The organism is Paenibacillus sp. 11B (assembly GCF_030487755.1).
GTDB classification, from domain to species: Bacteria; Bacillota; Bacilli; order Paenibacillales; family Paenibacillaceae; genus Paenibacillus; species Paenibacillus vandeheii.
Genome location: NZ_JAUKNS010000002.1, coordinates 350,785 through 374,086 on the forward strand (window position 1 = coordinate 350,785; position 23,302 = coordinate 374,086).

Sequence of the window (23,302 nt, forward strand, 5' to 3'; positions counted from 1 at the left end):
TCACTGCAGCATACAAGACTTGTGACTTTTTTTAACTTTCACTCTATTATTCTATTCTTATTGAAAATGATTATCAATATCGCATCCGTTTTTGTATACAAAAAAAACCTCCTCCACGAAATGGAGAAGGCATTTTGCTCGTTATTTTAAAGAGCTTTATTCACTTTGCTGCTCTTTGGTTTACTGTGACTTGTACTATTGTGGTTTGGTTTACCGCTATTTGGCTTACTACTGTTTGGTTTACTGTGATTGGCTTTGCCACTCTTTTTAAACCACTCGGACTTTGGCTTGCGAGCAGGATTCGCTTTTGCCTTCACAGGTTTATCAGCTGCTGATTTATGGCCTGCAGACTTCGATGTTTGATTCGATTTTACAAAAGCAGGGACACTTGTCATCGGATAAGGATGATTTTTCACTTCAGGAATGGTTTTCTTGATTACCTTCTCGATATCCTTGAGGAACGGAAGTTCCTCCTTCTCACAAAAGGAAATAGCCATTCCGCTATGTCCAGCTCGGCCCGTACGACCAATGCGGTGGACATACGTTTCTGGAATATTAGGCAGGTTGAAGTTGATTACATGTGAAAGCTCTTCAACATCAATACCCCTTGCCGCTATATCTGTCGCTACCAGCACCCGCGTAACTCCGCTTTTGAAATTATTCAGAGCTCTTTGACGCTCATTCTGCGATTTGTTGCCATGAATGGCCTGGGCCGTAATATTCACTTTGGACAAATCACGAGTTACACGGTCTGCTCCGCGCTTCGTACGGGTGAACACCAGTGCCGAAACGATGGACTTATCCTGTAGGATATGATTCAACAGATTCTGTTTTTTTCCATTTTCCAATAAATACACAGACTGTTCAATTCGATCCACTGTGGAGGATACGGGTGTAATTTCTACTTTTACCGGATCCACCAGCAGCGTTTTTACCATTTTTGTAATTTCCGGAGGCATGGTAGCTGAGAAGAACAGCGTCTGTTTCTTACTCGGCATCTTCGCGATGATTCGCTTCACATCGTGAATGAAGCCCATATCCAACATGCGGTCTGCTTCATCAAGAACCAGTATTTGCAAATGTTTCAGATCAATACGCTTTTGATTGACCAGGTCAATCAATCTTCCGGGCGTTGCAATAATAATATCTGCACCTTGATTGAGTGCACGTTCCTGAACTTTTTGCGAAACACCACCTACGATAGCGGCACAACGAATATCGGTGTAACGGCTATAAGCCTTAATGTTATCCGAGATCTGAATCGCCAGTTCTCTTGTCGGTGTTAGAATCAATGAACGAATATGACGTGCGGCTTTGGGGCCGTTCGACTTTTCGCTTAATAATTGAATGATGGGTACAGAAAATGCTGCCGTCTTCCCTGTCCCTGTTTGCGCACAGCCAAGCAAATCTCTGCCTGCCAATACGGCTGGAATTGCCTGTTCTTGTATAGGTGTCGGGGCAGTATAATTTGCTTTGCTCAAGCCTTCCAAAATTGCGGGTATAATATTCAAGTCTTTAAATGTCATTAGGTCTCCTTAATTTACGCAACAAATATTCATTTGACGTATCTCTCATTTCAAAACGTAACACATAAGGATAACATTAAAAAACGCATCTGTATATTATCTTTTTAAAATATTCTAACAAATCTTTTTGATCACTAAGATTAACCCACTCCATCTTCACATCATTACCATTTTCTTTAGCTTCTAATAGCTTATGTTTTCATCCGTTGGATCAAGCTTATTGCTATGAGATTTATCACTATTATATAAATAATATACATATTATAATTCCAAATGACTTAAATATTTCAAACTTTTTCCATTACATAATATGGTATATTATACCTGTTCACTGGTACATATACAGGGAATAGTAAATAGAAAGGAGTTTTATATAAAGTTACAGTTATATTTAATAAAATCTCACTTTCACTTATGTTAGAAGAAATTCCTTTTTGACCACAACTAGAGATTATTAATACTCAAAAAGTAAAGTATTCTAATCCTAATTAAAAAGGAGAATTTCAAATGTTGAAAAAATTCATTGCAGCTTCCCTATTGGCCACAACGTTACTTCCAGCTTCCGGAGCTTTTGCAGCTCAAGATACCGATATCATTCCATCATCTACACCAGCAGTTGTTCAGCAGTTACCTAATTCAGATGTTAGCATAATGGCTTTGTCATCCTACTATAAAGTAAATGATTATTCTAATTTCCGGAAAACTCCGTCACCTACTGGTGTGAATATTGGCTCACATGTTTATGGCGATATGGTCTACGGTGGGACTGAAAGCGTTCTTGTAGATGGGATGACTTATCTATATGTCTACAGTTATAAATATCAGGCATGGGGATGGATACAGAATTACTATCTTGATAAAATTGTACAACCTTAAACTAAACTTTTAAATCTCAGAAAAGCGTTAAGTTCAGGAGTGAAATCTGAACTCAACGCTTTTCTTTTTTTCGTTCATCCATCCATTAACTCACCAATTTCAACCCTACCGCTGATCCGAGCACCATGGCAATAAACAGAATCCTTAACGCATTTCGGGGTTCTCCATAAAATATCATACCAAGAATGGCTCCCCCGGAAGCGCCGATTCCAGTCCATACGGCATATGCCGTCCCCATTGGAAGAGTCTTCATCGCCAGGGACAGGAACAGGAAGCTTAATCCAAAACCTGCAATCAAGAGCACCATAGAAATCAGGTTACGATCTTTGTGCAGTTTATTAATCATCAGAACCCCAATCATTTCAAAGACACCAGCTAAAACTAGAAATACCCAGTTCATGATTCATGGACCTCCTTTGTTTTTCCTTTGCTAAGCATTTTAAGACCGATTACACCCAGTAAAAGAACCCCGATGAGCACCATTTTCCCAGTTTGAACCGCTGCACCAAACAAAACAATCTCTGCCAGTACAGTCCCTGCCGTACCCAGGCCAACAAACACCGCATACACCGTTCCTACATCAAGTGAGCGGGAAGCCGCAATCATCAAGGTGAAGCTGACAATAATGGCGATCAGTGTAACCCCCCATTCCAGAAAACCACTGGCATGTTTCAATCCAATGACCCAACCGACTTCAAATAAAGCTGCAATAACGACGGACAACCAGGTTTTGTTCATCTCTGTCACACTCCTTTTCAAATATTGCTACGTGTATTATTAGTTACATGAAGCCAAAATAAAAAAGCCCGGGAAATAAACTGCATGAAGCAGTTCATCTCCCAGGCTTTTGTCCCTCCGTGACACAACCAACGGGCTGTGAGTTTTCTCTCGGACCAGACCGACACAACTGCCGCGGAACCCTAGAAAACATTTGAATATTCTAATGTGACTCCAATTATACACATTTCTTTTCGATTGGCAACCCTTGATCGTTTCTAGGGCTAGAAGGAACTTACATGCCGAATATTTTGTGTGGTACGTAGTATTCCTCCAGGCTTGCAATTTCCTGCGCATCCAGCTTCACGGTCAACGCTGCTACAGCATCCTCCAAATGATGTTCCTTCGTTGCACCCACAATTGGTGCGGTGACACCTTCTTTTTGCAATACCCATGCCAGCGCAACGGTTGCTCTGGAAACACCCCGTTTGTTTGCAATATCAGCGACAGTCTCCACTATTTTACGATCGGCATCAACCATTCCCGCAGCAAGTCGATCTCCTGCTTCGTCGTTCGATGAACGGGCTGTTTGTTCATTCCAATCCCGTGTAAGTCTTCCTTTAGCAAGGGGACTCCAGGGAATGACGCCGATTCCTTCTTCTGCGCAAAGAGGTAACATCTCTCTTTCCTCTTCTCTATACAACAAATTAAGTAAATTTTGCATGGAGACAAATGGGGTCCAGCCATTGCGTTCGGCAGTATACTGAGCCTTCATAAACTGCCAGGCGTACATCGAAGAAGCTCCAATGTATCGGACTTTACCCGCCTTAACCACATCATGAAGGGCCTCCATGGTTTCTTCAATTGGAGTACTACTGTCCCAACGATGGATCTGATACAGATCCACATAATCAGTCCCTAGTCGCTTTAAACTATTATCAATCTCATTCATAATAGCTTTTCTTGATAAACCTGCGCCGTTCGGCCCCGGCTTCATGCGGAAGTAAACCTTTGTTGCAATAACAACCTCATCACGACGAGCAAAATCCCTCAACGCACGACCCACGATTTCTTCGCTTGTACCATCCGAATAGACGTTGGCTGTATCAAAGAAGTTAATACCCAAGTCTAGCGCTTTTTGGATAAAAGGACGACTTTCTTCCTCGTTCAACGACCATGGAGCGATTCCGCGTTCAGGGACTCCATAGCTCATGCAACCAAGACATAATCTTGAAACGTCCAGTCCGGTACGACCCAGTTTTACATATTCCATAATCAAACACTCCTTTAATTGGATTTGGATGAATCTAACGTTAATTTTATCCAATATCTGAGGTACATTTCTTTGAAAATCGGATTTTCTTCCCATTTGATCTGGGACTCCAATCTCTCGATTACGATTTGCTTCACTTCGTTCGATAACCGTTTACTCAATCTTTCCACCCAGCTTTCTGGCATACTAAAATGCATCAGAGACCCGTTCTTCTCTCCAGCTCCTCTGTATATCTCGAACCCATCAGGGTAATTTTTGAAGCTGCATCATTAATGCTCTGTACATCTTCGGGTGTGAGCTCAATGTCCGCCGCACCCATATTTTCTTTGAGACGACTCGACTTGCGCGTTCCAGGAATCGGTACGATCCATGGTTTTTGGGCCAGCAGCCAAGCAAGTGCGATTTGTGCAGGGGTGGCTTGGATTTTCTCCGCCTTCTCTTTCAACAGATCGACCAGCACCTGATTGGCCTCCAACGCCTCTGGTGTGAAGCGTGGCAAAATATTACGCAAATCACCCTGATCAAACGTTGTTTTCGCGTTAAAACTTCCCGTGAGATATCCTTTACCCAAAGGACTAAAAGGAACAAAACCAATACCGAGCTCCTCAAGCGCTGGAATCAGTTCTTCTTCTGGACGTCTCCACCATAAGGAATATTCACTCTGGACAGCTGCTACCGGCTGAACGGCATGTGCACGTCGAATCGTGTTCACGCCGGCTTCCGATAGCCCCCAATGCTTCACTTTCCCTTCTCGAATCAGATCCTGCACGGCTCCGGCAACCTCTTCAATCGGCACATCCGGATCAACACGGTGCTGATAAAACAAATCAATCGCTTCGATCTTTAGCCGCTTAAGAGACTCTTCGGCAACTTTCCTGATCTGCTCAGGACGGCTATTCATCCCGCTCTGTTTGCCACCCTGAATGTCAAATCCGAACTTCGTCGCTATGACAACCTGATCGCGTACAGGAGAAAGCGCTTCGCCGACGAGTTCTTCATTGATATATGGACCATAGACTTCGGCGGTATCAAAGAAAGTTACACCGCGTTCAACAGCTTCCCGTATGACCGCGATCATCTCCGTTTTGTCCGAAGCTGGACCATACCCGTAGCTCATTCCCATACAACCAAGCCCAATTGCCGAAACTTCCAAGCCGCTATTTCCCAATGTTCGTTTTTGCATCCTACAAACTTCCTTTCTTCGTTTGATTTCATAATCTGCAACCTAATATTATTATGCCGAACTAGCAGAACGAAACGGTATATCATTTGTCTTAATTGATTGCCTGATCCTCTCACACCCACTTTTGTCTAAGGTCGTTAAGTCTTATAATGAAGCAAGAACAACTCTCAAGGAGGATTTGTATGTCCGATAACGGAGGTCAGCAACAACAGGAGCTCACCGAACTGATCAAGCGTCATTCCATTCATAATAGCTCCAAGGAAACGGAAATCCCTTCCCTGTATGTCTATCAGCATTCCAGCATTAGCGAACCTGCTTACCGGGTTTATAAGCCTTCATTTTGTGTAATCGTTCAAGGCTTGAAAGAAATCTTGCTGGCACAGGAAAGATTCGAATACGGACCCTCCAATTATCTGATTGCTTCCATGAACCTGCCGGTGATTGGTCAGATTATAAAAGCTTCCTCTGCTATGCCTTACCTGAGTCTCAAGCTTGAGTTTACACAGCATCAGATTCTTGAAGTGTTGAACGATTGTGATATTAAGGTCAAGTCCAAAGAAAACGCCAGACGCGCTCTGTTCGTTGGACAGATGGAGCCCTCCATTCAAGATGCTGTACTGCGGTTGGTTCGGCTGTTGGATACACCAGGAGAAATCCCGTTCCTTGCCCCACTCTATACGCGAGAAATTCTGTACCGGCTTCTGCAGGGACCCTATGGAGCCGAACTGGCCCAGATTGCGGTGGAGGGCAGCAGCAGCTACCGGATTCGGGAAGCCATCGAGCATATTGTTCAGCATTGGGAGCAATCGTTTCGGATTGAAGATCTTGCGGAGACAGCCAACATGAGTGTGTCCTCGTTTCACCGGCATTTTAAAGAAATCACCGCCATGAGCCCACTTCAGTTTCAGAAGCAACTTAGGCTCCAGGAGGCCCGTCGGCTGCTCATGGCTGAATCGGCTGATGCCGCTGATGTAGCATTTCGGGTTGGTTACGAGAGTGCGTCGCAATTCAGTCGGGAATACTCCCGCATGTTCGGAGCACCGCCGCGAGCGGACATCAGACGTTTGAAGGAAAAATACGATCAGGCCATGAGTGAATAAGCACATTGGCTCAAAAGTTGAGAAGCCATAGAAATGGATAGCCACAAGGCTATCCATTTTTCAATTGACAGAGAATACCGAATTCTATCTACCTTGTATTGACAGCTTGTGAGACATGGAACTATAATCCATACTAAACCAAGTTACATACCATGCTTTATAAAGGAGAGGTATCGGATGGCTAATGTTCAGACTTTCAAAGCTACCGCACATCTACAAGACGGGGTAAAAGTAATCACCAAAGTGAGACAATTTGAACTGGTCATCGATGAGCCAACAAGCCTCGGTGGTACTGACACGGGAATGAATCCTGTAGAAGCTTTACTTGCCTCCCTTGGCGCATGTCAATCCATTGTGGCCCGGGTTTATGCCTCCAAATTCGATGTCGTACTTGATGATTTCAGAGTGGAGGTTGAAGGTGATCTGGATCTTGACGGATTTTTCAACCGAACTGATGTACGCCCCGGTTATTCCGATATTCGATACACGTTCTATATTAAAACCAGTTCATCTGACGAAAAGATTGAACCGTTTGTACAATTTCTGGAAAGCAAATGTCCTGTAGGTGATACAATCTCCAATTCGGTGAATACCAAGCTCAATCGCGTTATTATAGACAATGGTATATCGTTATAACAAAACGAATTAACCAGACTCCAAGATACAAAAAGGCTGCTCCCCAACAAGTTGTACTTGCTGGAGGGCAGCCTTTCTGAAATATTGAATTTATTTTGTCAATTGAATAGCTCTTTGGATAAGTGTAGCGGCTTCGGCACGAGTCGTATTTCCTTGCGGTTTCAATGTTCCGTCTGGATAACCGTTAACGAGACCATTGGCAATGGCTGCGGCAAGTGCTGAACGTGCCCAACCGGATATTTCAGCAACATCAGAGAAGTGGATATTGCTCTCTGTATCCGCAATTTGCGCTGCACGAACGATCATCGTCGCAATTTGCTCGCGGGTCACCAATTCATCTGGAACAAAGGTATTATCACTATATCCATTAACAATACCCAGACCTGCAGCAGTGGAAATCGCGTCTTGCGCCCAATGGCTGGTGGTATCCGCAAACTCTTTATCAGAAGAGCCTTGTAAATTTAAAGCTTTAATAACAATAGTAACAAATTCGGCTCTAGTCATTTTTTTATCCGGTCTGAAGCTGTTGTCCGGATAACCTTGGATCACACCGAGTTCAACCAGATCCATAATACTGCCGGAAGCCCAATGTCCTTCGAGATCCGTGAAGTTTTTGGTTCCTTCCGGAGTTGGTGTTACCGTCTTATCGGATACCAGAACAGCAAACTTGGTAAAATGATTAATGGTTCCAGATACCGTTTCATTCGTTTGATCCACTTGCAGATGTTCAAGTGCAATCCACTTTTGAGTTTGCTCGTTGAACCAATACAATCCCACAACCGAGTTCTCAAAGTTCACCTTGTTCTTGTCGAATGGCAAGGTAACGGTCACCGGCTTGGTGAAGTCCCCGCTCTTGCTCGCCGTAATCTCATAAACATCCCCAAGCAGTTTCAATGTGGAATCCGAGAACAGATTCGAGGTTTGGTTTACTTTATTAACAGAAATTACGACGCTGCTATCCATCGCTCCGGCTGGCACATTGATTTTAACCCCGCTCAGGCTCAACGATCCACCATTCACAGTAACAGTTCCACTATTGCCAGAAGTACCTGCTTGATTATCATTTGTTCCTCCAGTTGGCGTCGAAGGCGTTGAAGGTGTCGATGGAACCGTAGTGGATTCTCCGGCTTTGACGACAGTTACACTGTAGGTCTTGCTTGATCCATTACGTGCTTTTACCGTAATTGGAATTACATTTTTCCCAACAGACAGCCCAAACGATTGGCTTATACCGTTCACATAAGGGTCACCTTTGGCAGACAAAGTCGCCTGGCTATCGGTAGCCTTCGCCGTAATACGGATGGAGTCTACGGCTTGTTCAACATTCACACTGTACGCCGTAATTGCAGGATCAAATGCTGGACTCAAGGAGCCTTGATCAACGGATAATTCTTCCAGTGTAGAAACGTCAATCAGCTTCCCGGTTCGCATATCCTCCTTCACAAGTGCAAAATCCGCTGCGACCTGATGCGAGTAATCCTCAGCCGCATTAACAATAAAATTCTGCAAATCATCCCAGATCGGTACAATATTCGTTACAAAACGTTCCTCAAACTTGTAGTTCAACTCATCGGATACCTTGTCCAGGCGCGAGCTTGCATACGCGTAAGCTTTGGCCGCATCGACCAAATACTGCTCCAGCTCTTCCTTGTTCTTGAACGGCTTATCTGTATAATCACCTTTAAAAGGTGAGACTTCCCTAATCAGGTACGAGCGATTCATTGCTTCGAGCACACCCAGATAAGAATCGGAATCGACTGCCGTTTTAAGATATGCATCTTTCGAAAGATTGGCGTCCCGAGTCTGCTCTTTCACGTCGAGCAGAATATCGTCCGTGTTGACCTCACTTGCTCCTTCGATTAGCACATTGTAGCGTTCAACCCCAATGCTACCAATACCCTGATGAATACGGCGCACAATATCCTTTATCTTAAAATAGGCATTGAATTCATCGTCAGTCAGGTTTGGGAAATTGCTTCTGACTTGCAATTTGTATGCTTCCCAAGCGGCTTGCAGGGAAGCTTTCTCCGCCTCCGTCGCGGCCTCAAACTTGTCCGAATTGCCAGCGATGTTTAATTTTCCATCAAGCGCCCGCTTGCCCAGCAATTTTTGCAATGCTTCCTCGTAAGACACTTTGGAGACTTTGTCCATAACCTCTTTCGTATATGGCGTTACATTGCTTTTGGTCAGCTTGGTGTCTTTCGGGCTGATTTTGCTATTAATATCAACCAAAGTATCCTTATAGGTCTTAAGAAAAACGCGAGATACTTCCCGGAAATCGGCATCCTGCAGATTGGCAATCGCGGCGCTGTCTTTTTCGTATTTGACTACATAAATACTTGTAACAAAACGAATCAGATCGTCATAAAAGCTGCCGATTCCGGAAGAATCCACATCGTTCAGACTGAACACCATTTGATTGGTACTGTCGTTAAAGGTCCCCACATTCTGAATATGGGCGTCGCCTTGCGTGTAAGTAAGGATGTCCTTCTGATTCCAGCCTGAAATTACTGAATCTGGAGAAGGAATAAGACCCGCAGCAAGATCATCCTTGAATAAGGAATGTGTACCGCGCAGGAAGGTGTATTCGTTCGCTCCCATGGCATCACTTCCATATTTATATTCTTTGGTGGCAGGGTCATTAAAGCCTGTATTGTCCGCTATGATGCTTTCTTCAACTTTCATTTTTCGAGTCTCATCCGCAAGAACCGGTTGACTGTATCGAAGCAGAGATACGTTAATCGCTTCCGAAGCCAGCCAGTCCCTATCTTGCACAGCGTCAGCCATTAACGTCACACGAACCACAGCCGTGTCCATGACAGCGGAAGCGGATGTACCCGAAATGGTAATCGTGATGGTATTGTCACTACTTCGGCCTTCAGCCTGGATGCTCCAGTCACCTTCGGGAAGCCCTGTCAAACTGTAAGCTTCCGGGTCCAGAACCCCATCCACGGGAACGCCGGCGCTAAGATTGAGTTGGATCGTGGTGTTCAGGCCCTTTGCACTTTCCATACGAATGTTGGACGATGAGGCGTCCAGTGCTGCTACAATCTTATTGGATGGCGTGAATTGAGCTATTGTTACGGTATTGCTTCCTTGATACACCGTTAAGGATGAGGCTGGTTTGTGAACTTGATCCCAAGCCCCAGGATGAATCTCAAATGTCAGAAGGCTATCTGAAACCACATTCCCGTTACCATCTCCAGTGATGGTGACTTCGATCTGATCTCTACTCGCACTGGCTTCAGCAGAGAATCCTACCGGGAGGCCAAGCACACTGAAATCATCGGATGTCCAGAGCCCCTGCTTAACCAAGCCTCCAAATGCATTCAACGTAACCTTGTTATGTACAGGATCTACGCTCGAAGCTGATTGCATCTCTATCGTTTGATTAGTTTCCAGAATGACATAGGCGGAAGTTGTGCTTGAATTGCGAGCCTTTGCACCTTTGACCTTCTCAAAGTCATTTCCGTTATTCTGTGTGTCCCAGTTGTTTCCGCGATTCGGAAACGCAGCTGCATTAGTGCTATTCTCCGGATTCAGTGGATCGAACACATATCGTTGCATCGTGTTTTGTTTGCCAGCTTGTGGAGCCGGACTTCCCCAATAAGCATCCGCATTATATCCAACAAAATCAACCACATGTTCCTGTAATGCGTCAGCCATCGGATCATTGGCCGTCAACAGTTGTGTCGTATTCAATAAAACCAGCTTTCCGTTGTTGTTATCTAGTTTGAATGAAGCTTCAGTGGCATCTGGCTGTGGAAGCTGCTCCCCGACATTACCATTGCTGCCAAGCGCAATCAGATAATAACCATATGCCGGAATCTGGGCAGTCGTTGTACCTAGCTGGGCTAACTTCCAGTTATTGTTTTTGGTATCAGCAAATTGTAAGGACCAGCCGTTCAGCGAAACAGGTTCTGCTGTCGGATTATATAGTTCTACAAAGTCGTTGCCGTACACGTCGAGCACGTCGTCTTTCTTGCCTCCATAAAATTGGCTGATGACCACGTTTTTCGCCAAATTACTGGTGTTAAGGTTTTCTGATGCTGCGTATCCAACTCCTGCAAATGTCCAGAATGATTGGATAACCATTACTGCCACAAGGATCATCGCTACCCAGCGTTGATTGATGTCTTTCAAGTTGTCTAACCCCTCCCCCATATAAAAGCTCAGGCAAGTATATCAACCCAATGTAAGAGGACAGTTAAACCAAAAAATCATAATATCAAAATTGTAAAACCCTTAAATATGTAAAATTAACAACGAATGTATAGGATGGATGACATTAATAAAAGCAAATGAAAAGAGCCGCGACTGCTCGCGGCTCCTAGCTTGCTGGTTGTGGGAATCTGAATCCCTGCTACCCCTTAAGAAACATTTCCATACCATTTATACGTCATAGCAGACTTGCCTGGAATAGTGACAACAAAGCTTTGGCTGCCCCATTGGATCTTCACATTTTTCGACGAACTGGAAGAGTTGTAGGCGACAACCACTTTGGAACCGTCCGGATTGCGGAAAGCTACATTTTTAACTTCAGATCCGGTGTTGCTATCAATGCGGTATGCATTTGGTACAACAAATTTACTAAAGTGACCCAGCAAATAATATTGTTTGTGATATGTGACATTATTTTCGGGAGCGTCATTACGGTTGTCCGAGTTGCGGATCGTAATCATGCCTTTATTCGTATTGTTCGGTGAAAGCAAAGCTGGACCGTCTTTCTGATCCAGGGCAGCATTCCAGAGAATAATCGATTTGGACCAGTTTCTCGTAATATTAATGAACTCATTCATCATATTATCGAAGCCTGATGAGGTTCCATTCTGCGGATCATTCCAGTTACCAAAACCACCCTCTGTGAACCAAACGTCCTTGTCTGGATGATTGTTATGAATGGAGGTCATTGTCGAGCCGTCACCGCTATCATAGTGGTGGAATGCGCTGCCTGATACGTAGCTTCCCTTGCCTGCGTTCTTCAGATTTGTAATGACCTGATTCGGGAAGTTCCAATCCAGAAAGTTATGGTCAAATGCAATAATTTTGGTGTTGATTCCGGCATTGCGGAGTGTTGGTCCAAGGTAATCACCGATAAAGCCAGTCTGATCCTGTACATCCATCCCCATGGAAGGATAGTGGGATGGCTCGTACATTGGCTCGTTTTGCAACGTTACAGCGTAGATGGGTACGCCTTCAGCCTGGTAGGCTTCGATGTATTTTTTAAAATAATTCGCATATGTGCCGTAGTGCTCCGCTTTCAGTTTGCCACCGTTCAGATTGTTGGAATATTTCATCCAGGCAGGCGCACTCCATGGGGAACCCATCACTTTAATACTGGGATTCTTAGCAATTGCCGCTTTGACCATGGGCAGGATGTAAGCCTTGTCCCGGTCAATTGTGAATTGGTTGAGTGAAGTATCATTTGGCGTATCCGCATAGGTGTAGGCTGCCCAGGCAAAATCGGAGCTGCCAATCGGCTGTCTCAATAAACTGAGCCCGATTCCTGTGTTGCCAAAAAACTTCTCCATCACTTCCGCTCGCTTGCTGTTATCCAGCTTGTAGTTCATGAGCCATGCGGAAGCATCCGTTAATGATACGCCAAATCCATCCATTTGCTGATACGTTTTGTTTTCGTTTACGGTTATGGTAACATCCGCATTGCCTGAGCTGCTGCTGAAGTTTTTGGATGCAATCTTGGTGAGCCTGGCATCCGTTCTTAGCCCTACAGCCGGTTCGGAATTGGGGTCTGAAGTTGAAATCCATACCTCCACCTGTTCACCCGCTGCATGCGCAGTCTTAGGCACATACGAACCCGTAGTTACCAGAAAAGTGGACAGTAACACTAACACGCTCTTTTTCCATATCTTCATACACATATCTCCTTTGAATGATTTAATTTGAGCTCCTAAATATTGAATTCTGCAAAATGAAATCGATTTCATTTTTCAAAGCAAGTCGTCCATTTTTCAGTTGTTGCATGTTCGTAGTACTCACACCTCCTTTTTGAAGAGTATCGGAGAAAGCAATAGATCAAATTCTTGTAAGCGTTAACAAAGATATTTATACACTTTATTGGAAGAAATTTCAACAGTAAAATTCATTTTTTTATTTTAAGTTGTAAAAAACAAGAGTCGTCTGGATTTACGCTCATTTTCGTCGCCTCCTCATTTCCCCCTGTTTGTCATCATATAATATAAAAATGACGTACTTTGGAGGTATCCGTGAATGGGGCATGTACTGAGCGAAGTTGATGAGGAAATTAGGCGGATGACGACTTCCTTGCTTCAACAGCAGCAACAAGACGGTTCCTGGCATTTTTGTTTTGAGAACGGTACGGTAATTGATGCTTATGTCATCATTCTCTTTCGGATATTGGATGTTCAGAATGAAGCACTGATCCGGCAGTTACATGATCGTATCCTTAACGAACAGCAACCGAATGGATGCTGGAGACTATACCCCGATGAAGAGGAAGGAAATTTATCTGCATCGGTTGAAGCCTACTACGCCCTGCTATACTCCGGATACAGCCAGAGTACGGACGAGCCAATCCAAAGGGCCAAACGTTATATTCAGTCCAAAGGAGGTATCGGGAAAGTGACGAGCATTTTGACCAAAGCAATACTCGCCGCTACCGGACAAATGAAATGGCCTTTATCCATCTCGATGATCCCCCTGGAGATATTAATGTTCCCTACCTATTTCCCCATCAACTATTTCGAATTTTCCGGTTATTCTAGAGTCCACCTCACCCCAATGCTCATTATGGCAGACCTGCGCTTCTCCCTCACCATACCAGATGCTCCCGATCTGTCTGATCTGACCGACTTGCGAATTGTTGCAGATGAATCAACTTCCCGAGAATATCAGGAAATGCAGGACGATATTCAAACCGCGAGAAGCAGACTCTTAGGCAATCCTCGTCACATTCACGACACTGCAAGAACCAAGGCGGAACAGTTTATGATAGAGCGGATTGAGTCTGATGGCACTTTATACAGTTATGCCAGCAGTACCATTCTGATGGTTTTTGCCTTTTTGGCCCTAAAATACGATAAGCAGCATCCCCTGATTACAAAAGCCGTAACCGGACTCGCTGCCATGCAGTGCCGTTCTTCTGAAGGTAAAACGACGATTCAAAACTCCCCATCCACTGTATGGGATACGGCTCTGATTACCTACGCATTACAGGAGGCTTCCATTACCGATGACCATAAGGCTATTCAACGTGCGGCCTCCTATTTGTTCTCCCGTCAGCAAGATAAAACAGCCGACTGGAGCATTCATAATCCGAATACAGTCCCTGGAGGATGGGGATTTTCGGAGTCGAATACGCTCAATCCAGATGTGGATGATACAACAGCAGCTTTACGGGCAATCCGAAGCATGTCCACCACGCTTCCAACTTTTCAGGAATCCTGGAATCGCGGGCTTAATTGGGTTCTGTCCATGCAAAATAAAGACGGCGGCTGGCCGGCATTCGAAAAAAATACAAACAAGGAAGTGCTCACCTGGCTCGCCATCGACGGTGCCAAATCTGCGGCTACAGACCCATCGGAGGCTGATCTAACAGGACGTACTCTGGAGTATCTCGGAAACTTTGCCGGGCTTGATACCAGGCATGAATGGATCAACCGTGGAACGAAATGGCTCATTCGAAACCAGGAGAAGGATGGCTCATGGTACGGAAGATGGGGTGTATGTTATATCTACGGTACCTGGGCCGCATTAACCGGTCTTACGGCTGTTGGGCTACCTGCAAGCCATGATACAGTGCAAAAAGGAACCCAATGGCTCTTAAGCATCCAGAATTCCGACGGTGGATGGGGAGAATCCTGCCATAGTGACCGACTTCTACGCTATATACCCTTAGGGGAAAGCACTCCCTCCCAAACTGCCTGGGCGCTTGACGCCCTTATCGCTGTTCAACCCAAACCCACACCAGAAGTGAACCAAGGCATCCTAAGGCTTATTGCATCCATACGCGAAAACGATTGGAGAACCTCTTATCCAACTGGTGCCGGTCTCCCCGGCAACTTCTATTCCCACTATCACAGCTATACATATATTTGGCCTCTACTTACGCTAAGTCACTATAGAAAAAAATATGGGACATCTTAAATCTTCCTTTTGCAGTTACTGTCTTGCCGGATTTCAGAACCGGGTCCATGTTCACCCTTTCCTCCTCTACTTAACCTAAACAAACAGGGAACTCTTAGAGCTCCCTGTTTTTGTTGAAAAAATTTATTGAATAATCAAATTAAACCCACTTTGAATCTGATTTACATTAGGATTGGCAATGTTGCTGGTTGTCAGATTATTGAATGTGGCAGAGCCATTTCCTGTATAGGTGTAAATGGCTGCACCTTTGTGCGGAGTTGTGAATCTGGATGTCTCAATTCCGTCCAGACCGGTACCATTAATATTGATGTTGTTAAACACAATGTTCTGGAAACCGCCTCCGTATCCGAATTGAACGGCACTGCGCTGCGTATTGAGAATATCGATGTTGGTAAACGTAACGTTCTTGATGGAATCGTTGGAAGCTTCAAGATCAATGGCTCCACGTTCCCCATTGTACAGATCTTTGCTTGTGCCGCTGTTAATGATCGTTGTATCAGAGAACACAATACCTGTGTTATTTTGGAAATGGTATCCAGGGAAAACCGTGTTCATCCGAATCGCCGAACCGCCAACCGTGTCAACAATCAGGTTGTTGGTTGCCTTATGTCCGCTTCCACCGAAAAATGCAATGCCTGCTGCGCGCCAGTTATTCTCAATCGTGTTGAACGAGAAGGTATTGTTCACGCCTGCAGGCGCACCGTTCACGTTGCTGGTCCATACGGCCAGACCATCATCACCATTGTTGCGAACACTGCTGTTGCGAACAGTTGAATTGCTCGTGCCTTGGGCAAAGTTGACGCCGTCCGCAAGGTTATTCCGAATACGGCTGTTCTCGATCACCAGGCCATCGGCAATGATTGCAGGTGTATGGGCGTAATCCCCTACCCAGAAACCGCATTCAAAGTGTTCGACCCATACATTGCTGAACTTTGAATCTTTGCCGAAATTGTCCATAAAACCTTTGTAGACTGCATTTTCGTTATAGCGTGAACGCAGCATGGAATTCATATAAATATTGCTGAAATCCAGCTTGCCCTGAACACGGAACGAAATCCCGCCAGAGGCTGCATTGGGGTTGGTAAACTGGATGTTGGTATGCCAGATCCCTGCACCCACAATGGTGAGGTTATTAATCATATTCGTCGGTGTGCCAATCTTCCACATATTGCTGAGATGGAAGGTGCCCTCCGGGATATATAACGTCTTGCCTGTGGAAACCGCGGATTGGACTGCTGCTTCGAATGCAGCAAGATCGTCTTTTCCATCGTTAGCAATCGCACCAAAATCACTTACAGAGACGGAGTTAGCCGGGCGCGGAATCACAGCCTGAACGGGTTCGATTTCGAGAAAATCCACACCGTACTCCAAGCTATCTCCATTGTTTTTCTGAATACGAATGGTGTCTCCAGCTTTTAGAGGCGTATCCATTTTCCAGTGCACTTCATCAAAACGGAACAACGGACGTCCCGCACTTGGCGTATCTCCCGGATGATCGCTGGAGAAGTACTGCCAGTTGTAATAAGAGGTCAGGGGAACCGTTTTGGCCTTGGAACCGTTAACATAGACGTCAAGGGCACCGTTAAGCCCCATGCCATCTGTGGAATCCGGCATCGTGAAGCGCATGGTTACACCTGCGCCTCCCTCCCCTTGTCTAACTGTCCATTGTGCATAAGAACCGTTGGAAGGAAGAGCGATATATTTCTGCCCAGATGCTTCCGAAGCCGTCAATGCCTGATCAAAAGTCGGTGCGGACTTCAGTGCGGCACTGCCGCCACGCGTAGCATCTTCCGTATCATAACGGGTATAAGGCATGCTTGCACCACGGGCAGAATATACGTTCAAACTTGTTGTAACTACGTTATTCGTTTGTTTTACCGGAGCTTCATTAGTATCCACTGCTACGGTAGTTGTCACATTGTAATTACCGGTGGCAGCAGTCCACGTTCCAGCATTGACATTGACTGAAGCTCCCGGTGCCAATGTGCCGTTATAGGAACCGTTATACGTCTGAAGCGTTGCTCCGGCAGCATTCTTGAGAACAACCGTAACTCCGTGCACACCGCCTGCGGAGGCCATGTTGCCTTGATTTTTCAGATTAACCGTAAACGTTACTGCACTGTTTGCTGTAGGGTTGCTGGGACTCCAAGAGACCGTGCCTATAAGATCAGAACTTGTGATTGGCGCAACCACCAAAGCTGAGGAGTGCGTGTAATTGTTGTTTCCTTCATTCTCTTCGATGATCTGGTTATTCTCATCCACCTTGGCGCTGAGCGTATATGATGCAGCTCCTTTATTACCTGCATTAAGCGAGACCGTTGTTGAAGCCCCTGCTTGCAGAGCAGTTACCGGTGATGAACCAGCCAGTTCGTTGTTTAAATAGAAGTTGACGCTAGAAGCTGGAGAAGCGGCAGAGCCAATGTTTTTGACGATGGCATTAAGGGTAATGGGACTGTTCTCCACTGGAGAAGACGGAGACCAGGACATGCCTGTAATCGTCAGATCAGGATTCGGTGCAGGTGTGCCAAACACTTGAAATTCAGCAATTTGCCCAGCCGGAGCGCCTGAGTTCGCCGTAATGTTCAGTTGCAGACGTTTAACCGTTGCTGATACGGGAATCGTCACAGTGTTGCCGGAAGCTGGGTTGAATGTATATGATTGTGAGGATACCAGATTGCTGAACGTTGTTGTGTCCTGATTATGTCCGAGCACTTGAATGGTCTGTGTACGCGTGCTCCAGACGGAATCCGGGTTCAGCTTCAGCACGATGGATGTAATCTTATGATTGGAACCAAGATCCAGCGTGAGTGAACTTGGATTGCTGCCTCCCTCCCAGTACGTATTGATATTGTTATCGTTTGCATTCGCAGCTACGAAGTTTAAGGTGCTGGACAATGCAGTAATCGACTTACCAATGGCAATGTTGCTTCCCTCTGTAGGGAGTGGAGGCTCCACAGGATCGGGGCCAGGTACAGTTGGTCCCTCACTGCTCGGGCCGTAGATTTCAAATGTGGACAGTTGAGCTGCCGGCCACTCGGAATTACCCGTTACGCTTAAGCGAACGTACCTTGTCTCGACAGCAGGAAAATCGACGGTAACCGAGTTCTCCCCAACGGATGGATTAAATACATAATCCGCGGAACCCTTGATGTCCGTAAAGGTTGAACCGTTCGTGCTGCCTTGCACGGTTATGGTTTGGGTTCTCTTTTCCCATGCTGTCGGAATCTTCAATACGATTTGGTCAATGTTGGTGTTGCTTCCTAGATCCACTTGAATCCATTGGGGGAAAGCGCTGTTGGTACTTTCCCAATAGGTTGCTTGGTTGTTGTCAATCACATTGGTCGGGCTGTATGTTTGGTTGTATCCGCTCGCAGTAACATTTTTGCCCTGTGCCAAGTCTGGTCCTCCGGCTGCTGATACAGAAGCTGGGGATCCGACAGTCAGAAATAAATTCGAGACTAGTAGTGTCAATACGAGTGACCATGCAATATACTTGTTGCGCATTAAATTCCTCCTCAGGTTATTAGCAAAATTGTTATTCAATAAACGAACGGTTGAATTCCAGCCTATTTCTCTGCGCCGATCATCACCCCCTTATTAAAATACTCATCCTGCTATCTTACTTGGATCTTCCATCGCTGGATTAGCTTCAGTATAAACCGCTTCCCATTCTCCTTATCGGACCCCTAGATACGCTATTCGGACTTCTAATGTTCCTTTTCGGATGTTTACGTACAACCCTGAATACTTGCGGACATAAAGTACATCGTTATCCAGACTTTCCTGTGTGTATTTCGGACTTTTCAACCATAAAAGGAAAATATTTATATTTCAGGCATGATATTCGCATGATGTTCGTCATTTCATTGGTCGTGTTCTTCTGGATCTGATGATCAGCATCTGTCGAACAACAAAAAGCACACATTGATCCACTAAGAGTCAATGCGTGCTTTTTGTTGTGTTTGGTTAAGTCATTCGGCTTGCCGAAAAGAGTGTACGTGGTGGCCTGCCTGAGTTTAAACAAACGACCTAGTTCAGACCAAAACCACAAACCAGCACGAAGCCGATTACGGATAAAACAATAGAGCCAAGCAGCCCTGCCAAGAAAGGCTTTTTGCCCAGACGGCGGAAGGTTGCAATATCCACACCTAACCCCAATCCAGCCATAGCCATCGCAAGCAGCATATAGGAAAGAACCAGGAGCCCCTCGATCACCTCTTGCGGAATAATATCCAGCGTATTTAATCCACTCATCGCCAGAAAACCGAAAATGAACCAGGGTACGGGCAATTCACGCCAACGGATTCCTTTAGCTGATTTTTGCTCTCCCCCACGCGCCTGTCGTCCACTCCACAAACCGATGATCAGCGTAATCGGCACCAGCATGGCGACCCGGGTTAGCTTCACGATAACTGCCATATCCAGTGCTGCTTGCCCTCCTGGTGCAGCCCCCGCGATGACATGGGCCACTTCATGCAGTGTAGCGCCTGTGAATACGCCATATCCATTCGCACTTAAACCCAATACCGGGTACAGTAATGTATAGGCCAGAGTGAAAATGGTGCCCAATATAGCCACCGTAGCTGCACCTACTGCGGTTTCTTCATCTTTAGCCTTGATCTGTGGCGCAATCGCGACCACGGCTGCGGCACCGCAGATGGCTGTTCCACATGCAGTCAGCAGCCCTATTCGTTTATCGATCTTTAACCACTTGCTCAGTCCGTAGACGACAAAGATCGTAATCGTAACATTGATTGCCGCTAGCGCAACCACTTTGTAGCCTGCATGGACAATATCCAGCAGGTTCAGCTTCAGCCCCAGCAGAATGATGCCGAATCGTAGCAATCGTTTTCCCGAGAAGGAGATCCCGGATTGAGCGGTCTGCGGTACGCCTCGTATGGCCCGGTACAGGATGCCAAGCAGAATGGCAATAACCAATTGACCCATGATATTCAGAAACGGCAGATAACCCAGCAGCTTGGCAATGAACGAGAGTAGTAAGGTCAGTCCAATCCCCTGCAAAAATCCCCGGTCCCTAACCACTTTTATATTTTTGACGAATCTCAACTGTGTCTGTAAGATCATAGCTCTGCACTTCCTTATTGGATAAAGTATATCCTCACTATAGAAGCAGAATGATAAGAAGTGAAATATGAATCTGCGATCTTAATCATTAAAAAAACTTATGATTGGTTGCCTATTTTATGCTAAAATGAGTTCAATAGGCTTATTTCCATGAAAATTTACTATTCAAATGAGGAATTATAATGATTACTGATGCATTAAAGGTCTTCGTTACCGTTGCGGAGCAAAGCCATTTCTCGAAGGCCGCAGAACTGTTGAACCTGTCCCAGCCGGGGGTGAGCCTGCATATCAAAAATCTGGAGAATGAGTTGGGAGCCAAGCTGCTACATCGTTCGCCAAAGCAGGTGTCTCTCACTGAAGCGGGGGCAATCCTCTACAGACATGCCAAGGTCATTCAGGCTCGCTACGATGAAGCGAGGCAGGAGATTCAGATGCTGCGGGATGAGGTGACCGGAAGTATTCAGATCGGTGCCAGCTTCACCATAGGTGAATATATTTTGCCTAAGAAGCTGGCAGAATTCGCAGCTCAATATCCGCAGGTCAACCTTCAGGTTACTATTGGCAATACCCAGGAGATTCTGTTTGCGGTCAGGGGAAATCAGCTGGATATTGGATTTGTGGAGGGTGAAGCGCAAGCCTCGTCAGATCTTGACGTTATCCCTTATATGAAGGATGAAATGATTGTTGTAGCTCCTTCCGGCCATCCCCTCTCCGGTTCCGTCGTGGTAGAGCAGCACATGCTTCAGGATCAGGTCTGGGTCCTTCGTGAGTTGGGTTCGGGAACACGCGCTTTCAGCGATCATTTTATGGAACAGACAGCGATCCGTCCCAAGCGGTCCTATGTCTTCACCAGCAGTCAGGGTGTGAAGGAAGCTGTTGCTGCCGGGCTCGGAATTGCGATGGTATCCAGATGGATCGTTCATAAGGAGCTGGCAACCGGGGAAGTCGAAGAGCTGCGAATCAGACAGCTGCATCTGGAACGCAGCTTCTCCATCATTCGCAACAAGGAGCATTCCCAATCCATGGCACTGGATGTCTTCTTACAGAAGCTTCTTTTCGTCAAAAAATAAGGATTGAAGGCTATTCGCCTTCAATCCTTATTTTTGCGTTTACCCGAGCAGATACATCCTGGCTTCATACGGACGAAGTGCGTTTTCTGAAACAACGTCCGAATAGTTACTAATTAATAATGTTTTATCCCCTGCAAATTCGCTTGGAATCTGGAATGGAACAATTTTGCCATAGAAATTGCACAGTACCAGCAGTTGTGTTCCACCGAGTGTTCGGGTGTAAGCGAAGAGGTTCGTGTCTTCCGGAAACAACAGTTCATAATCCCCATAGATGATCACTTCATGCTCTTTTCGCAGCTGAATCAGTGTTTTATAGTACCGGTAAATGGAATTCGGATCATTAATAGATTCTTCCGCATTAATCTCAGTATAATTCGGATTTACCAAAATCCATGGTTTGCCTTCCGTAAAACCTGCATTTTCGGAAGCATCCCACTGCATCGGCGTACGTGCGTTATCACGGCCTTTGGCATAAATGGATTCCATTACGTCTTCCTTCGAATATCCATTCCCAATCCGTTCCTTATACAGATTCAGCAGCTCAATATCACGGTATTCTTCAATGTCGTAACGTACATTCGTCATGCCTAATTCTTCACCCTGGTACACATATGGCGTACCCTGCATGCCATGAAGAAGAGTGGCCAGCATTTTGGCAGACTCCACACGATATTCCCCGTCATCTCCCCAACGGGACACGATCCGCGGAAGGTCATGGTTGTTCCAGAATAGGCTGTTCCAGGCTTCGCCTTTCAACTCGGTCTGCCATTTGGACAACACCTTCTTTAATTGAAGCAGATCCAGCGGCTGGAGGTCCCACTTGCCTTTCCCCGCCTGCTCATCCAGACTAATATGTTCAAATTGGAAGACCATGGATAGTTCACTGCCGTCCGGGTTGCTATAAAGTTTGGCGCTCTCGGGCGTTGCTCCCCATGTTTCTCCGACAGTTAGCAGATCACCCTTTTGGAAGGTTTCTTTACTGAGTTCACGCATGTATTGGCGCAGATTTGGCCCATTGCCTGTAATTTTGAGGTCAGGCTCCTTGCCTATCAGATCAATGACATCCAGACGGAAACCGCCTACACCTTTATCCATCCACCATTGAATCATATCGTATATCTCCTGCCGGACCTTGGGGTTTTCCCAGTTCAGATCCGGTTGCTTAACAGAGAATAGATGCAGATAATACTGCCCCAGCTCAGGGACCCATTCCCAGGCCGATCCACCGAACGTTGAACCTAAATCATTGGGTGGTGTTCCTTCCACACCATCTCTCCACACATAATAATCGTGGTACGGATTATCCTTGCTTTTACGGGCTTCCTTGAACCAGGGGTGTTCATCTGATGAGTGGTTAAGCACCAGATCCATAATAATTCGGATGTCACGCTTGCCTGCTTCCTGAATCAGCAATTCCATATCCTCAAGCGAACCAAACATCGGATCAATATCCTGGTAATCCGAAATGTCATAACCGTTGTCATCTTGCGGAGACTTGCACACCGGTGACAGCCAGATCGCACCGATGCCCAGATCCTTCAAATAATCGAGCCGGGATAAAATGCCTTTCAAATCCCCGATTCCATCACCATTACTGTCCTGAAAGCTGCGGGGATAAATTTGATATACGACAATTTCTTTCCACCATTTTTTAGTTCCCATAACGCACCACCTTTCTCTTGAACAGATCCAGATCTGCTCATCCGAATTCC

At 45.6% G+C, this 23,302-nt stretch carries 15 protein-coding genes and 1 riboswitch; of the genes, 5 read left to right on the plus strand and 10 right to left on the minus strand.

The window, feature by feature from the left end:
• Nucleotides 1-146: 146 nt before the first annotated feature.
• A complete protein-coding gene (locus Q0V21_RS10075; RefSeq protein ID WP_301878722.1) occupies nt 147-1,526 on the minus strand; it encodes a DEAD/DEAH box helicase in 1,380 nt (459 codons plus the stop codon).
• A 507-nt stretch (nt 1,527-2,033) separates the two neighbouring features.
• Here Q0V21_RS10075 and Q0V21_RS10080 point away from each other — a divergent pair.
• Entirely contained in the window at nt 2,034-2,402 is a 369-nt protein-coding gene (locus Q0V21_RS10080; protein WP_079344444.1) for a porin family protein, read from the plus strand.
• A gap of 85 nt (nt 2,403-2,487) precedes the next feature.
• Here the strand turns inward: Q0V21_RS10080 and Q0V21_RS10085 are convergent, their stop codons facing one another.
• The 4 genes from Q0V21_RS10085 to Q0V21_RS10100 form a co-directional block, all read right to left on the minus strand.
• Entirely contained in the window at nt 2,488-2,802 is a 315-nt protein-coding gene (locus Q0V21_RS10085; RefSeq protein WP_079344443.1) for a DMT family transporter, read from the minus strand.
• Nucleotides 2,799-3,140: a DMT family transporter gene (locus tag Q0V21_RS10090; RefSeq protein WP_079344442.1), complete on the minus strand. Its 342-nt coding sequence runs from the start codon at nt 3,138-3,140 to the stop codon at nt 2,799-2,801. Before Q0V21_RS10090 ends, Q0V21_RS10085 begins: the two co-directional genes overlap by 4 nt.
• A 96-nt stretch (nt 3,141-3,236) precedes the next feature.
• A riboswitch (guanidine-I (ykkC/yxkD leader) is annotated at nt 3,237-3,337 on the minus strand.
• 77 nt (nt 3,338-3,414) lie between these two features.
• Complete coding sequence (locus tag Q0V21_RS10095; protein WP_079344441.1) at nt 3,415-4,392, minus strand: aldo/keto reductase; 978 nt, start codon at nt 4,390-4,392, stop codon at nt 3,415-3,417.
• Nucleotides 4,393-4,588: 196 nt separating this feature from the next.
• Nucleotides 4,589-5,575 (minus strand): aldo/keto reductase, encoded by a 987-nt coding sequence (locus Q0V21_RS10100; protein ID WP_301878723.1) that lies wholly within the window; start codon nt 5,573-5,575, stop codon nt 4,589-4,591.
• A gap of 182 nt (nt 5,576-5,757) precedes the next feature.
• On the opposite strand from Q0V21_RS10100, the gene Q0V21_RS10105 reads away from it, so the two are divergent.
• Entirely contained in the window at nt 5,758-6,675 is a 918-nt protein-coding gene (locus Q0V21_RS10105) for an AraC family transcriptional regulator (protein WP_301878724.1), read from the plus strand.
• Nucleotides 6,676-6,852: 177 nt separating this feature from the next.
• A complete protein-coding gene (locus Q0V21_RS10110; RefSeq protein ID WP_079344437.1) occupies nt 6,853-7,311 on the plus strand; it encodes an OsmC family protein in 459 nt (152 codons plus the stop codon).
• A gap of 90 nt (nt 7,312-7,401) precedes the next feature.
• Here the strand turns inward: Q0V21_RS10110 and Q0V21_RS10115 are convergent, their stop codons facing one another.
• Together Q0V21_RS10115 and Q0V21_RS10120 are read right to left on the minus strand one after the other, a co-directional pair.
• On the minus strand, nt 7,402-11,454 hold the full coding sequence (locus tag Q0V21_RS10115) for an S-layer homology domain-containing protein (RefSeq protein WP_301878725.1): 4,053 nt from the start codon (nt 11,452-11,454) through the stop codon (nt 7,402-7,404).
• A 227-nt stretch (nt 11,455-11,681) separates the two neighbouring features.
• Nucleotides 11,682-13,184: a glycoside hydrolase family 30 protein gene (locus Q0V21_RS10120; RefSeq protein ID WP_301878726.1), complete on the minus strand. Its 1,503-nt coding sequence runs from the start codon at nt 13,182-13,184 to the stop codon at nt 11,682-11,684.
• Nucleotides 13,185-13,539: 355 nt separating this feature from the next.
• On the opposite strand from Q0V21_RS10120, the gene shc reads away from it, so the two are divergent.
• On the plus strand, nt 13,540-15,435 hold the full coding sequence (gene shc, locus Q0V21_RS10125) for a squalene--hopene cyclase (RefSeq protein ID WP_301878727.1): 1,896 nt from the start codon (nt 13,540-13,542) through the stop codon (nt 15,433-15,435).
• A gap of 123 nt (nt 15,436-15,558) precedes the next feature.
• On the opposite strand, the gene Q0V21_RS10130 is transcribed toward shc, so the two are convergent.
• Together Q0V21_RS10130 and Q0V21_RS10135 are read right to left on the minus strand one after the other, a co-directional pair.
• Entirely contained in the window at nt 15,559-18,939 is a 3,381-nt protein-coding gene (locus Q0V21_RS10130; protein WP_301878729.1) for a galactose-binding domain-containing protein, read from the minus strand.
• Between the two features lie 525 nt (nt 18,940-19,464).
• Nucleotides 19,465-20,520 (minus strand): YeiH family protein, encoded by a 1,056-nt coding sequence (locus Q0V21_RS10135; RefSeq protein WP_079344432.1) that lies wholly within the window; start codon nt 20,518-20,520, stop codon nt 19,465-19,467.
• A gap of 182 nt (nt 20,521-20,702) precedes the next feature.
• On the opposite strand from Q0V21_RS10135, the gene Q0V21_RS10140 reads away from it, so the two are divergent.
• On the plus strand, nt 20,703-21,590 hold the full coding sequence (locus Q0V21_RS10140; RefSeq protein ID WP_079344431.1) for a LysR family transcriptional regulator: 888 nt from the start codon (nt 20,703-20,705) through the stop codon (nt 21,588-21,590).
• Between the two features lie 39 nt (nt 21,591-21,629).
• Here Q0V21_RS10140 and Q0V21_RS10145 read toward each other — a convergent pair whose 3' ends face one another.
• Nucleotides 21,630-23,252 (minus strand): glycoside hydrolase family 13 protein, encoded by a 1,623-nt coding sequence (locus Q0V21_RS10145; protein WP_079344430.1) that lies wholly within the window; start codon nt 23,250-23,252, stop codon nt 21,630-21,632.
• Nucleotides 23,253-23,302: the final 50 nt, after the last annotated feature.

What these genes read in the sequence shown, in the direction of transcription:
- Q0V21_RS10100 (WP_301878723.1), bottom strand. Translation starts at nt 5,575, where the DNA reads ATGCAAAAACGAACATTGGGAAATAGCGGCTTGGAAGTTTCGGCAATT.
- Q0V21_RS10095 (WP_079344441.1), bottom strand. Translation starts at nt 4,392, where the DNA reads ATGGAATATGTAAAACTGGGTCGTACCGGACTGGACGTTTCAAGATTA.
- Q0V21_RS10085 (WP_079344443.1), bottom strand. Translation starts at nt 2,802, where the DNA reads ATGAACTGGGTATTTCTAGTTTTAGCTGGTGTCTTTGAAATGATTGGG.
- Q0V21_RS10080 (WP_079344444.1), top strand. Translation starts at nt 2,034, where the DNA reads ATGTTGAAAAAATTCATTGCAGCTTCCCTATTGGCCACAACGTTACTT.
- shc (WP_301878727.1), top strand. Translation starts at nt 13,540, where the DNA reads ATGGGGCATGTACTGAGCGAAGTTGATGAGGAAATTAGGCGGATGACG.
- Q0V21_RS10135 (WP_079344432.1), bottom strand. Translation starts at nt 20,520, where the DNA reads ATGATCTTACAGACACAGTTGAGATTCGTCAAAAATATAAAAGTGGTT.
- Q0V21_RS10110 (WP_079344437.1), top strand. Translation starts at nt 6,853, where the DNA reads ATGGCTAATGTTCAGACTTTCAAAGCTACCGCACATCTACAAGACGGG.
- Q0V21_RS10130 (WP_301878729.1), bottom strand. Translation starts at nt 18,939, where the DNA reads ATGCGCAACAAGTATATTGCATGGTCACTCGTATTGACACTACTAGTC.
- Q0V21_RS10140 (WP_079344431.1), top strand. Translation starts at nt 20,703, where the DNA reads ATGATTACTGATGCATTAAAGGTCTTCGTTACCGTTGCGGAGCAAAGC.
- Q0V21_RS10075 (WP_301878722.1), bottom strand. Translation starts at nt 1,526, where the DNA reads ATGACATTTAAAGACTTGAATATTATACCCGCAATTTTGGAAGGCTTG.
- Q0V21_RS10090 (WP_079344442.1), bottom strand. Translation starts at nt 3,140, where the DNA reads ATGAACAAAACCTGGTTGTCCGTCGTTATTGCAGCTTTATTTGAAGTC.
- Q0V21_RS10120 (WP_301878726.1), bottom strand. Translation starts at nt 13,184, where the DNA reads ATGAAGATATGGAAAAAGAGCGTGTTAGTGTTACTGTCCACTTTTCTG.
- Q0V21_RS10105 (WP_301878724.1), top strand. Translation starts at nt 5,758, where the DNA reads ATGTCCGATAACGGAGGTCAGCAACAACAGGAGCTCACCGAACTGATC.
- Q0V21_RS10145 (WP_079344430.1), bottom strand. Translation starts at nt 23,252, where the DNA reads ATGGGAACTAAAAAATGGTGGAAAGAAATTGTCGTATATCAAATTTAT.